Here is a 12,833-nt window from a genome sequence, read left to right as displayed (position 1 = left end):
AGCTTCCCGGAACGACATGGTCTTCTCGTCAGTCACCTTCCTCTATTATTTCCTGCCTGCATTCTTGCTGTGCTACTTCCTCGCGCGGGGCACACGCGTGCGGAACTTCATCCTGCTCGTCTTCTCGCTGGTCTTCTATGCCTGGGGCGGGCTCGGCAATGTCGCCGTGCTGGCGGTCTCGATCGTCGCCAACTATCTCCTGGCGCTGATGATCGACGCGCGCTCGGAACGCTGGCGCCTGAGGGCGCTAGGCCTTGCGGTGGCGTTCAATCTCGCGGGCCTCATCGTCTTCAAATATGCCGGCTTCCTGGCGCAGAACCTCAACCTGCTGCTTGCGCCGGCGGGCCTTGCGCTGCCCGTGGTGCACCTGGATCTGCCGCTCGGCATCTCCTTCTTCACCTTCCACGCCATCTCCTACCTGGTCGACGTCTACCGCCGCCGGGTGCGCGCCAACGCCCGCTTCGAAGAGATCGCGGTCTACATCACCATGTTCCCGCAGCTGGTGGCGGGACCGATCGTGCGCTACTCCACCATCAACCGGCGCATCGCCGCCCGGCGCACGACGCTCGGCCGCGTCTCGGCCGGCCTGCGCATCTTCGTCATCGGCCTCAGCTGGAAGGTGCTGATCGCCGACGAGGTGGCCCCCGTGGTCGCGGCCGTGTTCGATTCCCAGACCGGGATGGCGCCCAACCTGTTCGAGGCGTGGCTCGGCCTCCTCGCCTATGCGCTGCAGATCTATTTCGACTTCGGCGGCTATTCCAACATGGCCATCGGCCTTGCGCTCGCCATGGGCCTGAAGTTCCCGCGCAACTTCAATCTGCCCTACGGCTCGCTGTCCATCACCGACTTCTGGCGCCGCTGGCACATGAGCCTGTCGAGCTGGTTCCGCGACTATCTCTACATCCCGCTCGGCGGTAACCGGCGCGGCCACCTGCGCACGGCCGTGAATCTGTGGACCGTCTTCCTTTTGTGCGGCCTGTGGCACGGGGCGAGCTGGAACTTCGTGATCTGGGGCATCCACCACGGCACCTTCCTGGTGCTGGAGCGCACCCGCTTCGGCGCGATTCTCGCCCAGGCGCCGCGGATCGTCTCCCATGCCTATATGCTGCTGGTGGTGCTGACCGGCTGGGTCTGGTTCCGCGCCGACGACCTGCCGCGCGCCGGCGGCCTGTTTGCGGGTCTCGTCGGATTGAACGGGGCGGGCAAGATTTCGGCTGGCGTGGTCACCACGCTGCAGATGAGCACCATCGTGGTCATGATCCTCGGCTGGCCGCTCGCCATGTTCGGCTGGCCGCGGCCGGGTGGCCGGCGCCTGCCCGAGCAGCTGCGCCTCGCCATCTACGGCGCCGCCGACACGGCGCTGATGGCGGTGCTGTTCGTGCTGTGCGTGATCTCGGTGGGAGCGGCCGCCTATAGCCCCTTCCTCTATTTCCGGTTCTAGGGAGGTCCGTGCCATGCCGCTCCTGATGGCTCTCCGGCGCTACTGGGCGATCGTTTTCTTCGCCGTGCTGACGCTGCCGACCATCGGCTTCCTGACGCCCGATTTGCCGGCGCCCATGCGCACGGTAATCGCCCCCGAGGCGCATTGGTGGACCCGGGCGACCGAGCGGCTCGATCCCTACATCAACAACGTCTTCGGCTTCCGCGGCGCGGTGCTCGCCGCCCATGGCACCTACGAGAAGTGGATCGGCGGCAGCGGCAGCGACCGGGTGATCACCGGCGAGGGCGGCGCGCTGTTCCTCAACGAGCAACAGGCGCTGGAGCAGTCCATCGGCCAATTGGTGCGGCCGCAGAAGGTGGAGATGGTGGCGGATGTGGCCGCGCGCCTCGACGCCGAGATGCGCGCCCTGGGCGGCCGCTTCCTCTTCATGGTCCCGCCCAACGGCCACACCGCGAACTTCGACCTGCTGCCGGGCTATGCCCGCCATCACAAGCGCACGCCCACCGAATACGACCTCATCGCCGAGGCGCTGACGAAGCGCGGCATCCCGTTCGTGGACTTGCGCCCACTGCTCGAGGCCGGCAAGGCGGGCGGGCCGGTCTACTACATCCTCGATACGCATTGGAACCAGCGCGGTGCGCTGATCGGCTTCAACGCGGCGATGGCGGCAGTGGGCCGGCCGGACCTGGAGATCGCGGAGGCTGACGCCATCGGTACCCCCCGGCCGCGCCTCCAGGGCGACCTCCTGCGCATGAAGGGCGTGACCAAGTCCGACACGCCGGACGTCCTCTATCCGCCGAAGTCGCCTTACGCCGCGGCGACGGACGGCCTCAAGCCGATCACCGACATGGTGAGGGAGAGTTCCTCACGCGATACCGGCGAGAGCACGAAGGGCCAGGACCCGTTCGTCTCGCACGCGTTCGAGACCGGCCATGACGGCCCGCGGATCATGGTGATAGGCGACAGCTTCACCCAGTATTTCTGGGACGGCTACCTTGCCGCCCGCGCCTCCGCCTTTCTGTGGATGCACCACCGCCTGTGCCGCTTCGACATGGACGCGATCCGGCGCTTCAAGCCGGACATCCTGATCTACGCGCCCACCGAGCGATTCCTGCCCTGTGGAGGCCCGCCCGGCGCGCAGTGATGCGCCTCCGGCCCGCTCGCGCTCACTCCGCCGCGCGCTTCGCCCTGAGCGCGTCCACCATGCCGGGCAGGCTGGCGCGGGTCGGGCGATCGCGCTCCATCAGGTGCTCGATGGCAGAGTAATCGAGGTAGCCGCAGCGCGCGAGCGACTGCGCGCGGGCGGCGTCGAAGCGCCCGTCGACGATCGCCGCGTCGTCCATATAGACGCCGATCACCTCGCCGATGACCATGTATTGGTCGGCCGGCCGGCCGTCGCGGCCCTTAAGCTGGATCGTGTCCACATAAACGCATTCGAGCGCCGCCGGCGCGGCGGCGACGCGCGGCGGCTTCACGAGGCGCGAAGGCGCCTTGGCAAGGCCTGCGAGGTCAAATTCGCTCACATCGTGCGGCACGGCCGCCGAGGACACGTTCACCTCGTCGATCAGGCCGGCCACGGCGAGCGAGCATACGAACTCGCCGGTGGCCTCGATGTTGGCCACCGAATGCTTGCGGGAGGTGGAGGAGAACATCACCAGCGCCGGATCGTCGGCGATCATGTTGAAGAAGGAATAGGGCGCAAGGTTCGCGACCCCCTCGCGCGAGAGGCTGGAGATCCAGCCGATCGGCCGCGGCGCGACGATCGCCTTCAGCGGCGAGTGGGGCAGGCCGTGATCGTTCTTGGCGGGCTCGTAGAACATGGGGAGGGGCCTCGGCGCGGGGGAGGTTGCCGCGGGGCGGCATGCGTCGCCCGCCGCAGATCGGTCGGCCGATCCTAGAGCGCGATCCGGGCGATTTGAATCACTTTGCTCGGTTTATCGCCGCTCGCTGCGACGAACGCAGTGTCCCGGCGCCGCGCTCGGACTTCACGATGCCTTGAGATTTGCCGCGACGGCCTCGGTGAGGCTGGGCAGCATCTCGCGGAGCTTGTCGCGCAGCACCTTGCCGCGGTCGCTCTTGGGCAGGGCCTCGGCGAGGTAGATCTTCTTCGGCACCTTCGGCATGGGCAGGCGGGCGCGCAGGTAGGCGGCGATGTCCTCGCCGGTGACCTCGGGGGTCTTGGGGACCACCACGCACACCACCTCCTCGCCGTAGATCGGGTCCGGCACGCCGAGCGCCGCGCCTTCCAGCACCAGGTCGCTCGCCATGAGGATGTTGTCGATCTCCACGGGCGCGATGTTCATGCCGCCGCGGATGATGAGGTCCTTGGTGCGCCCGGTGACGGTGATGAAGCCTTCGGCGTCGCGCACCGCCAGGTCGCCGGTCTTGATCCTGAGGCCGCGCACCGGCTCGATGGTGCCGTCCTCGCGCAGGGTGCCGAGCGCGGTCTGCGGGCCGCCGATGGTCACCTCGCCCTCGACGCCGGGCGGGCATTCTTTGCCCTCCGGATCGACGATGGCGAACTCCTGGTGCCTGGCGGGCAGGCCCACCGTGCCGAGCTTGGCCTTGTAATGGCGGTTGCCGCAGATCCAGCCGGCTTCCGACATGCCGTAGAGCTGCAGCAGGGTGATGCCGTACATGGCCTCGAACTTGCGCCACTGCTCCGCGCTCAGCGGCGCGGTGGAGCAGGTCATGAGGCGCAAGGTGGGGATGTCGTCCGCCGTGTAGCCGAGCGGCTTGTTCAGCAGCATGTTGAGCACGGTGGGCACGCCGGCCGAGAAGGTGATGCCGTATTTCTGGATCCACTCGAAGAAGCGCGAGTGGGAGAAGCGCTTGGCGATGTGGAGCGTGGTGCCCTTCTGAAGGAACGGCATGAGGCTCAGCACCTGGGCCGAGTTCCAGCCGAAGGAGCGGTATTCCAGCGTCCTGTCGTCCTCGGTGAGGCCGAGCATGTCGAGGGTGGACAGACCGCTCAGCCAATAGGCGGCGTGGTCGTAGACCACCGCCTTCGGCCGGTCGGTGGTGCCGGACGTGCAGAAGATGCCGGCCATGTCGGTGGGACCGTAGCCTGCGGGCAGCTTCGCCGGGTCGGCGCGTGGGGGCAGGCTGGCGAAGAATTCGTCGCCCGGATCGGCGGCGCCGTCCTTGCGCCACGCGCCGAAGCGGAGGGTCGGGCCGTCGCCGACGATGGCGCCGTAATCGAGGCCGTTCTGATAGAGCACCGCCTTGGGCTTCAGCAGCGCGGCGAAGTCGCCGATATAGGCATTGTTGAGCTCGATGTTCAGCGGGCACACCACGGCGCCGATGCGCCAGATGCCCAGCCACAGGACAAGCTTCTCCAGGCATTCGTCGGAGAGCAGGAGCACCTTGTCGCCGGTGCCGACGCCGGCCTCCACCAGACGGGCGCCGATCCGGTCCGCGAGCTCGGCGAGCGCGCCGAAGGTGATCTGCGTGTCCTGGTCGAGATCGACGATGGCGACCTTGTCCGGGTCGCGGTCGCGGTAGCGCGCCAAGAGCTCGGGCACGCTCGCGAAGGGGATGTCCAGCTGGTGACCGCTGAAGATGTCGTGCATTGGAACCTCCCCCATCCGATGTCTCGTTCTACGCGCGATCCTCGGACGGGGGCCGGGCTCTGCGGCCGGCCCCCGTCCGATGCCTCAGTGGCCGGTCTTGGCGAGCAGCTCGGTCCAGCCGTGCATGCGGCCCTGGACCTTGGTGATCTGGTCGCGCGAGAGGAAGTCCTCGAGCTTCACCTTGCTCACCGGATACTGCGGACGCAGGAAGTCCTCCTCGTAGCCGTAGGGCACGGTGGCATCGATGCCCATGCCGCCCTCGTAGGAGGTGTTGGTGGCGGTCCATTCCTTGTCGCCCGCGGTCATGCGCTCGGCCGGCATGAAGGTCTGGCCGCGTCCGCCGGGGGTGGGGTTGAGGATGTCGGTGCGCGGGTTCACCCGGGTGGTGATGCACCACATGATCTCGTCCATGGAGTAGATGTTGGTGTCCTCGCTGACCGCGATGGCCACCCGCATGCCTTGGGAGGTGGAGAGCAGCGCCGAGAGGAAGTTGCGCTGCCAGCCCTCCTCGATGCGGTTGCGCTTCTTCACCTGGATGATCACGCCGCCCCAGTCGGTCATGCAGTAGGGGATGTTCACGTCCTGCACGATGCCCGGCTGCATGCGATTGCACAGCTCGAACATGGCTGCTTCACGGATCGAGGTGTCGATGTTGTGCTCGTCCAGCGTATGGGCGCCCAGCGCGAAGACGATCGGCTTCGACTCCGGCTTGCGGGTGGTGATGCCGGTCACATGGAAGGTGGGGGCGCGGTAGGCCTTGCCCATGTAGCCGGCCCATTCCGGGTGGAAGTGGTGGCGGCCCTGGGTCTGGTCGGCCTCCGCCTCGGCGGTCTCGAAGCGCTTGTCGCGCGGGTCGATGTAGCCCTCGATGACGATCTCGGCGTCGGCGAGCGCATAGGCATCCACCGTGCGGGCCTTCACGAGACGCACCGGGAAGCCCTGCGCCGCGCCGGCGACGCCGATCTCGTCGCAGCCATAGGGCAGGATCACATAGTCGAACGCGGCGCCGGCGAGCAGGGTGCAGGCGGCGGGCACGCCGAAGCAGAAGGTGAGCGGCACGCGCTCATGCTTGCGGTAGGCCTCGCTGACCACCTGCCACATGTGCGAGCCGGGCGAGATCTGGAACGTGCCCACATTGCCCCAGCGAAAATTCATGCGGTTGTAGCCGAGGTCCGTGCCGCCGCCGAACGCCGCGCCGGTGACGCAGCGGATGCCCGAGCCGATGGTCATCTCGCTCTCGAGGTCGGTGTGGCGGATGGGCACGAGGAACGGGTTCACGTCGTCGGGATTCTCGATCACCACCTCCTGGCAGGGGGCGTCGGCCTGGGCGATCTCCACCGGCGGCAGCGGGTGGGAGAGGGCATGAGCGAGCTTTCGGGTGCGCTCCTTGTCGGAGGCCCAGCCGAACATCTTGTTCACGGCGTTGATGTCGCCGAACAGGTTGGTGAGCAGGCGGTGGTTGGGCTTGCCCTTCACGTTGTTGAAGAGCACCGGGCAGGCGCCGTCCATGAGCTTCTGGAGGCCGGTCAGCTCGAGGTCCGGATTGACCTCTTTGTCGGTGACCACGAGGTCGCCCTGCTGCTCGAGCCACGCGAGGGTGGCGCGCAGGTCCAGCAGGTGCCGATTGGGGTGGTTCTGGAAGTTGCCGTCCTCGCCGGACGGCTTGTGGGCGATGGTCATGAGCGGCTCCTGGCTGTTTTGGTAATTTAGCGCGTATTTACGCGTACTCGTAGCGCGGCTTTACGACTCTAGTGAACGCTTCTGGTCGCGCGCGGGGATTGAAATTTCTTCATGGTCCAATGAGATAAAGTGCAATCCAGGTAATTTGGTGTGTCAAGGCGCCACTCTGGCCATCCTAGACAGCATGAAACGCATTGAGGCCTCGGCTGGACCTAAGCTAGATTTAGGTATAGGTATGCGATAAATATAATTTACCAATGGGAAGGCAAGGATGGCAGCGGTGCGAATGGGGCTTCAGGTCGTCGCCGGCACCGGCGGACCGGACGCGCAGGACGCGGTCCGGATCGCCGGGCTGAGCTTTCGCCTGATGGATCGGCAGAAGCGCCAGCTGCAGATCCTCGATCATGTGGACCTGGCCCTCAAGGAGGCCGAGTTCGTCTCCATCGTCGGTCCCTCCGGCTGCGGCAAGAGCACCCTTCTGAACTTCATCGCCGGCCTCACGCCGGTGCAGAGCGGTTCCGTGGAGGTGTTCGGGACCCCGCCGGGCGCCGAGGGCGCGCCCATCGGCTACGTGTTCCAGCAGCACGCGCTGCTGCCCTGGCGCAACGTGCTTCAGAACACCGTCATCAGCCTCGAGGTGAAGGGTGTCGGCAAGGCCGAGCGCGAGCAGCGCGCCCGCGAGATGCTGGGGGTGATGGGGCTCGACGGCTTCGAGGACCATTTCCCGCGCGAGATTTCCGGCGGCATGCGCCAGCGCGTCTCGCTCGCCCGCACGCTGGTCGACAATCCGCGCCTCATCCTCATGGACGAGCCGTTCGGCGCCCTCGACGCGCAGACCAAGCTGCTGATCCAGGAGATGTTCCTCAAATACTGGGAGGAGCACAGGAAGAGCGTGCTCTTCATCACCCACGATCTGGCCGAGGCCATCGCGCTGGCCGACCGGGTGCTGGTGATGAGCTCGCGGCCCGGCCGCATCCTCGCCGAGTACGAGGTGGGCATCCCGCGCCCGCGCACCCTCGACCAGGTGCGCCACATGGCGCGCTTCACCGAGCTGCACGACGCCATCTGGGAGGATCTGCGCGGCGAGGCGCTCAAGGCCATGCAGGGGAGGGCCTGATGGATCAGGACACCGCGCGTCAGGTGACCATCGTCAAGGTGGTGCTGCTGATCGTCATCATCGGCGGCTGGGAGCTGTCGGCCCGCTACGGCCTCATTCCCGTCTTCTGGACCTCCAGCCCGTCCTTGATCGCCACCGCCTTCTGGGAATCCCTGAAGGAGAACGAGATCACCTACCACACCTACATCACCATGCAGGAGGCGCTCGCGGGCCTCGCCGCCGGCGCGGTGGTGGGCATCATGCTCGGCCTCGTGCTGGGGGTGAGCCGGGTGCTCGGGGCGGCGCTGGAGCCGTTCGTGATCGCCATGAACAGCCTGCCGCGCGTCGCGCTCGCTCCGCTCATCGTGATGTTCGTGGGCATCGGCTTCGCCTCGAAATTCCTGCTCGCCTTCTCCCTCGTGGTGGTGCCGATCATGCTCAACACCTATGAGGGCATCAAGGCGGCCGACCCGCAGCTGATCAACATGATGCGGGTGATCCACGCCAAGCGCTTCCAGGTGTTCTTCAAGGTGCTGCTGCCCAATTGCGTGCCGTGGATCTTCTCGGCGCTCAGGGTGTCGATCTCCTTCGCCATCATCGGCGCCATCGTCGGCGAGTTCATCTCCGCCCGCGCCGGCATCGGCTACATGATCGACAGCGCCGCCGGGGCCTTCGACACCACCGGCATGATCATGCCGCTCATCGTGCTGATGGTCCTCGCCTTCAGCATCGACCGCGCATTCGTCGCCACCTCAAATCGTCTGCTTCGGTGGCGCGACGAGGGCCTGACCTAGGGCCATGCTTCAAGCAAAACCAACTTCTCGAGGGAAAACGCCATGATTGGAGAACACACCCGGCGCCGCTTCGCCGCCACGGCCATCGTCGCGCTCGGCCTGGCCTTGGCCGCGCCGGCATCCGCCCAGCAGACGCCGCTCAATATCGGCATCTCGGTGAAGTCCATCTTCGGCCTGCCGCTGGTGGTGGCGCGCGACGAGGGCTTCTTCAAGGACGAGGGCCTCAACGTCACGCTCGAATACTTCGCCGGCGGCCCGCCGGCCACCGCGGCCCTGATGGGCGGCTCGCTCCAGTTCCTCAACGGGGCGCTGGAGAACAACGTGAAGACGGCGAAGGCCAACCAGCCGATCGTCACGATCATGAACATCCAGTCGAACTATGCCGGCGCGATCATCATGCGCAAGGACATCGCCGACAAGCTCGGGCGGGCACCCAAGGTCGAGGACTTGAAGGGCCTTCGGATCGGCACGCTCTCGCGCGGCGGCTTCACCGACGTGTCCACCCGCTACATCCTCAAGACCGCCGGCATCGAGCCGGAGAAGGACGCGGTCCTGGTGCCGATCCGCGGCGCCGACCGCCAGCTCGCCGCCGGCAAGGCGGGCGAGATCGACGCCGCCATGGTGACCGAGCCGTGGGGGCCGATCGCGGTCGAAGGCCTCGGCGAGTGGGTCTATGTGGTGAACACCACCCTGGGCCAGGGCCCCAAGCTGTTCCAGGACATGGGCTACGTGGTGCTGCAGACGACGCGGGACTATCTCGCCAAGAACCGGCCGATCGCCGAGAAGGTGGTGCGCGCGATCGTGCGGGCGCAGAAGTTCATCGCCGATCCCAAGAACGTGGAAGAGGTGACGCGGATCGCGCTCAAGGAATATGGCGACAGCCAGCCCAAGGCGATGCGCATCTCGGTGGAGACCCAGGCCAAGACCTACGTGCCCTACATGCACGAGGACATGATCCAGAAGACCATGGACTTGCTGGTGCCGAACGGCCTCATCAAGGAGCCGGCGCCGGCCTACAAGGACGTGGTGGACGTGTCCTTCGAGCCGCTCTGGAAGGCCTACGACGCCAAGTGAGCGCCAAGTGAGCGCCGCTTGAGCGCCGCTTGAGCGCCGGGCGAAGCCCGAAACACCGCGCGCCGCGATCGTGAGCGAGACGGCGCGCGGCTGACCGAAACGGCGAGACTGCCGTGGTGCAAGGCGCTCGACTTCGGCGCCACTGGGCCGCTGCTTCCGAGTTCGGGGCAGCGGCCATTTTCATTGTCCCGGGCGGCCGCGGGCTCAGCCGGTGACCGGCACGGGCCGGTCGACCTCGATGCCCTGCGCATCGAGCCGGCACACGAGGCCGATGGCCTCCACCCCCAGCGCCCGCGCTCTGTCGAAGGCGGCGCCGTAGCCGGGATCGAGATCGCGCGCGAAGCCGATCTGCCGCGCCGAGCCGATCTGGCTCAGATAGACCATCACCGCGCGGCTCCCCGCCTGGACCATCTCGCCCAGCTCCACCAGATGCTTGGCGCCGCGCGCCGTGACGCAGTCCGGAAATTCCGCCGCTCCCGGCCGGCGCATGAGGTGGACGTTCTTCACCTCCACGAGGCAGGGCGGGCGGGCGTCATCCTCCAGCAGGATGTCGATGCGGCTGTTGCGGCCGTATTTCACTTCCCTGCGCATGCGCGAATAGCCGGCAAGCGCGGGGATGCGGCCGGCGGCGATGGCCTCGGCCACCAGGCGGTTCGGATGCATGGTGTTGACGCCCACCCATTCCGCCCCGGCGCCAAAATCCGCCTCCACCAGCTCCCAGCCGAACGGTAGCTTGCGCCCCGGCCCCGATGCGGGCGAGAGCAGGACGCGGGCGCCCGGCGCCACGAGCCCCAGCATGGCGCCGGAATTGGCCACGTGGACAGTGACCTCGGCGCCGTCCTCCAGCACCACGTCGGCGAGGAAGCGCTTGTAGCGGCGCACCAGGCGCGCCGGCACGAGGGGGGCCGGGAAACGCATGGGCTCAGGCGCGCGCGCCGCTCTTGCCGCCAAGGCGGATCAGGATCTGGCAGCCGCCGGGGGGCCGGCGGGCGAAGCTGCCGCGCGCACGCGCCGCAAGATCCGAATCGGAGGGAGTGAAGGAGAAAGGACGCAAGGCGTCGTCGGTCATGGCAGCCCCAGAGTGCGTGCGAGCAGCCCTGTTTATCATCTCCGCCAGCACGACAGCGAGGCTGAAGCGGCGGCGGAGGCGAAGATTTGGGGACGGCGCGCCCGACGGGAGGCAGATCGTGCGTTCCATCACCGGTGCAACTCGCGCTTGGCGCTGGCGATGGATCTCCAAGCGGGCGCGCCGCGGCCTGGCCGGGGATCGCGCGTGCCGCGCCATCCGGCAGCGCCCGTGCTTCAAGGCCGCCGGCCACTGCCGGCGGCCGGCGGTTGCGGCGGACTACGCGGCGAACTTCTGCTGCCCCGCCACCCAGGTCTCGCTGACCTTGATGCTGGCGATTTCGTCCGGACCCACCGTGTAGGGATCGGCCTCCAGGATGGTGAAGTCGGCCTCCTTGCCGGCCGCCAGCGAGCCGATGCGGTCACCCTGGCCGATCTGGCGGGCCGCGTTGATGGTCACGGCGCGGATCGCGTCGTCGAGCGAGATCGCCTGATCGGCGCCCACCACGGACTTGTCGATGATGCAGCGGCGCGTCACGGCGGTGCTGATCAGCGCGAGCGGACCCGGCGGCGAGCAGGGCGCGTCGGTGTGCAGGGTGAAGGGCACCCCGGCCTTGATGCAGGCGCCGGCGGGATCCATGAAGGCGGCGCGCTCGGGGCCGAAGAGCTGGTCCCGATAGGCGGCGCCATAAAGGCGCACATGGTTCATCAGGAAGGTTGGCTGCACGTTGATCCGCTTCATGCGCGCGATCTGGTCGGGGCGCGCCATGGTCGCGTGCTCGATGCGGTTCACGCCGTATTCGGTCGCGCCCGCATAGGCGGCCTCGATCGCGTCGAGGGCGATGTCGATCGTATAGTCACCGTTGCAGTGGATCAGAACCGGCATCCCGAAAGCCTTCACCCCGGCGACCATCTGCTTCATCTGCGCCGCGTCGAAGTTCGGCGTGCCCTTTGAGCTCGTGTTCAGATAGGGCTTGGTCTGCGCTCCGGTCTCGGTCTGGTTCGAGCCGTCGCCGACGATCTTGATGCCGTAGAGCGAGAACAGGGAATTGTCGACCGTGGCGGCTTTCGGTCCGAGGCCGAGGCTGCGCCAGGGCTCCAGCCCCTTCATGTCCTCGTACATGACGCTGCCGCTGGTGCGGCAGGTCAGCGTGTTGGAGAGCTTGGCGAACGGCGCGATCCACGCCGACTGGATGGTGCCCGGTTCGTGCATCATCGTGTTGCCGACGGCGCTGACGTGCTTGGAGAAATCCGTGACGGCCTTGGCGGCGACCTCGGGCGTGATCTTGCCGAGGAAGTGGACCGCGAATTTGAGCATCGCGCTTTCCTCGAAGACCATGCCGTTGAGCTTGCCGTTGGCGTCCCGGCCGAAGTGCCCGCCTCCGGGAAGATCGCCGATGGCCTCGGTGATGCCCGCGGCCTTCATCGCCGCGGAGTTGACGCAGGCGTCATGCCCATTGGTGTACCAGACGAAGATGGGATGGTCGGTGGAGATCGCGTCCAGCGCCGCCAGCGTGAAGTCGCCTCCCTGCAGGAGGTTGTCGTAGTTCGAGCCGACGATCCATTGGCCCTTCGGCGTCTTGGCCGCCTCGTCCTTCAGATGCGCCACGACCTTGTCATGGGTCGGATATTTCGCGTACCCGACATCGTCGATCAGCTCGAAGATCAGCGCCGCCAGAATCGTGTGGCAATGCGGATCGATGAAGCCCGGCAGAAGGGTGCGCCCGTTCAGGTCGACCATGCGGGTGCTGGCGGTCTTCAGGCCCGCAAGGTCGCTCGCGCTGCCGACGGCGAGCACCCTGCCGTCCTTGACGGCCACGGCCGATGCGACCGGCGCGCCCGGCATGGGACGCACTATGCCACCTTGCAGAATGAGGTCGGCGCCGCCCTCCGCCGCCGAGACGGACGCAGAGCCGCCCGCGCTCAGCACCGCCGCGGCGCCGACCGAATAGGCCATGAATGCGCGCCGGGTGGGCGTGCCGACCACATTGCCGAGGAGCCCGGCAAGGCCGCTGGTATGGAGTTCATCACGAAAGAAGAGCTGATTGAAACAGCCACGGCACATAGTGAGCCTCCCTGGTCGTCCGGCGCCTTCGGTAGCGGCGTCTGTC

11 protein-coding genes are annotated in these 12,833 nt (G+C 67.2%); 5 read left to right on the top strand and 6 right to left on the bottom strand.

Translation table 11 applies throughout. The features are described from left to right. Positions 1 to 16: 16 nt before the first annotated feature. Both ABLE88_RS07575 and ABLE88_RS07570 read left to right on the top strand, forming a co-directional pair. Complete coding sequence (locus tag ABLE88_RS07575; RefSeq protein WP_348830828.1) at positions 17 to 1,441, top strand: MBOAT family O-acyltransferase; 1,425 nt, start codon at positions 17 to 19, stop codon at positions 1,439 to 1,441. A gap of 13 nt (positions 1,442 to 1,454) precedes the next feature. Further along, on the top strand, positions 1,455 to 2,585 hold the full coding sequence (locus ABLE88_RS07570) for an alginate O-acetyltransferase AlgX-related protein (protein WP_348830827.1): 1,131 nt from the start codon (positions 1,455 to 1,457) through the stop codon (positions 2,583 to 2,585). Positions 2,586 to 2,607: 22 nt separating this feature from the next. On the opposite strand, the gene ABLE88_RS07565 is transcribed toward ABLE88_RS07570, so the two are convergent. The 3 genes from ABLE88_RS07565 to ABLE88_RS07555 form a co-directional block, all read right to left on the bottom strand. After that, on the bottom strand, positions 2,608 to 3,261 hold the full coding sequence (locus ABLE88_RS07565) for a flavin reductase family protein (RefSeq protein WP_348830826.1): 654 nt from the start codon (positions 3,259 to 3,261) through the stop codon (positions 2,608 to 2,610). A gap of 165 nt (positions 3,262 to 3,426) precedes the next feature. After that, positions 3,427 to 5,013, bottom strand: a complete 1,587-nt coding sequence (locus tag ABLE88_RS07560; protein WP_348830825.1) for a class I adenylate-forming enzyme family protein — start codon at positions 5,011 to 5,013, stop codon at positions 3,427 to 3,429. Positions 5,014 to 5,097: 84 nt separating this feature from the next. After that, positions 5,098 to 6,693 carry a UbiD family decarboxylase gene (locus tag ABLE88_RS07555; protein WP_348830824.1) on the bottom strand — a complete coding sequence of 532 codons (1,596 nt, stop codon included), beginning with the start codon at positions 6,691 to 6,693 and terminating at the stop codon, positions 5,098 to 5,100. Between the two features lie 271 nt (positions 6,694 to 6,964). Between ABLE88_RS07555 and ABLE88_RS07550 the strand changes: the two genes are divergently transcribed. The 3 genes from ABLE88_RS07550 to ABLE88_RS07540 are packed head-to-tail and all read left to right on the top strand — an operon-like array spanning position 6,965 to position 9,657. Beyond that, on the top strand, positions 6,965 to 7,810 hold the full coding sequence (locus ABLE88_RS07550; RefSeq protein ID WP_348830823.1) for an ABC transporter ATP-binding protein: 846 nt from the start codon (positions 6,965 to 6,967) through the stop codon (positions 7,808 to 7,810). Then, positions 7,810 to 8,583 carry an ABC transporter permease gene (locus tag ABLE88_RS07545; RefSeq protein WP_348830822.1) on the top strand — a complete coding sequence of 258 codons (774 nt, stop codon included), beginning with the start codon at positions 7,810 to 7,812 and terminating at the stop codon, positions 8,581 to 8,583. The genes ABLE88_RS07550 and ABLE88_RS07545 overlap by 1 nt, the downstream gene beginning before the upstream one ends. A gap of 42 nt (positions 8,584 to 8,625) precedes the next feature. After that, positions 8,626 to 9,657, top strand: a complete 1,032-nt coding sequence (locus ABLE88_RS07540; RefSeq protein WP_348830821.1) for an ABC transporter substrate-binding protein — start codon at positions 8,626 to 8,628, stop codon at positions 9,655 to 9,657. Between the two features lie 204 nt (positions 9,658 to 9,861). On the opposite strand, the gene sfsA is transcribed toward ABLE88_RS07540, so the two are convergent. The 3 genes from sfsA to ABLE88_RS07525 all read right to left on the bottom strand — a co-directional run bounded on the left by sfsA (position 9,862) and on the right by ABLE88_RS07525 (position 12,787). Beyond that, positions 9,862 to 10,575 carry a DNA/RNA nuclease SfsA gene (sfsA, locus tag ABLE88_RS07535; RefSeq protein ID WP_348830820.1) on the bottom strand — a complete coding sequence of 238 codons (714 nt, stop codon included), beginning with the start codon at positions 10,573 to 10,575 and terminating at the stop codon, positions 9,862 to 9,864. Between the two features lie 4 nt (positions 10,576 to 10,579). Next, entirely contained in the window at positions 10,580 to 10,726 is a 147-nt protein-coding gene (locus ABLE88_RS07530) for a hypothetical protein (RefSeq protein ID WP_348830819.1), read from the bottom strand. Positions 10,727 to 11,002: 276 nt separating this feature from the next. Further along, positions 11,003 to 12,787, bottom strand: coding sequence for an amidohydrolase (locus ABLE88_RS07525; RefSeq protein ID WP_348830818.1), 1,785 nt, complete (start codon positions 12,785 to 12,787; stop codon positions 11,003 to 11,005). Positions 12,788 to 12,833 lie beyond the last annotated feature (46 nt).

The sequence above is a fragment of the Xanthobacter luteus genome (assembly GCF_040049235.1).
Lineage (GTDB): Bacteria > Pseudomonadota > Alphaproteobacteria > Rhizobiales > Xanthobacteraceae > Xanthobacter.
The sequence above is the reverse complement of the archived record's forward strand: the minus strand, read 5'-3'. Positions and strand labels throughout refer to the sequence as shown.

What these genes read in the sequence shown, in the direction of transcription:
- sfsA (WP_348830820.1), bottom strand. Translation starts at nt 10,575, where the DNA reads ATGCGTTTCCCGGCCCCCCTCGTGCCGGCGCGCCTGGTGCGCCGCTAC.
- ABLE88_RS07550 (WP_348830823.1), top strand. Translation starts at nt 6,965, where the DNA reads ATGGCAGCGGTGCGAATGGGGCTTCAGGTCGTCGCCGGCACCGGCGGA.
- ABLE88_RS07575 (WP_348830828.1), top strand. Translation starts at nt 17, where the DNA reads ATGGTCTTCTCGTCAGTCACCTTCCTCTATTATTTCCTGCCTGCATTC.
- ABLE88_RS07570 (WP_348830827.1), top strand. Translation starts at nt 1,455, where the DNA reads ATGCCGCTCCTGATGGCTCTCCGGCGCTACTGGGCGATCGTTTTCTTC.
- ABLE88_RS07545 (WP_348830822.1), top strand. Translation starts at nt 7,810, where the DNA reads ATGGATCAGGACACCGCGCGTCAGGTGACCATCGTCAAGGTGGTGCTG.
- ABLE88_RS07565 (WP_348830826.1), bottom strand. Translation starts at nt 3,261, where the DNA reads ATGTTCTACGAGCCCGCCAAGAACGATCACGGCCTGCCCCACTCGCCG.
- ABLE88_RS07540 (WP_348830821.1), top strand. Translation starts at nt 8,626, where the DNA reads ATGATTGGAGAACACACCCGGCGCCGCTTCGCCGCCACGGCCATCGTC.
- ABLE88_RS07560 (WP_348830825.1), bottom strand. Translation starts at nt 5,013, where the DNA reads ATGCACGACATCTTCAGCGGTCACCAGCTGGACATCCCCTTCGCGAGC.
- ABLE88_RS07555 (WP_348830824.1), bottom strand. Translation starts at nt 6,693, where the DNA reads ATGACCATCGCCCACAAGCCGTCCGGCGAGGACGGCAACTTCCAGAAC.
- ABLE88_RS07530 (WP_348830819.1), bottom strand. Translation starts at nt 10,726, where the DNA reads ATGACCGACGACGCCTTGCGTCCTTTCTCCTTCACTCCCTCCGATTCG.
- ABLE88_RS07525 (WP_348830818.1), bottom strand. Translation starts at nt 12,787, where the DNA reads ATGTGCCGTGGCTGTTTCAATCAGCTCTTCTTTCGTGATGAACTCCAT.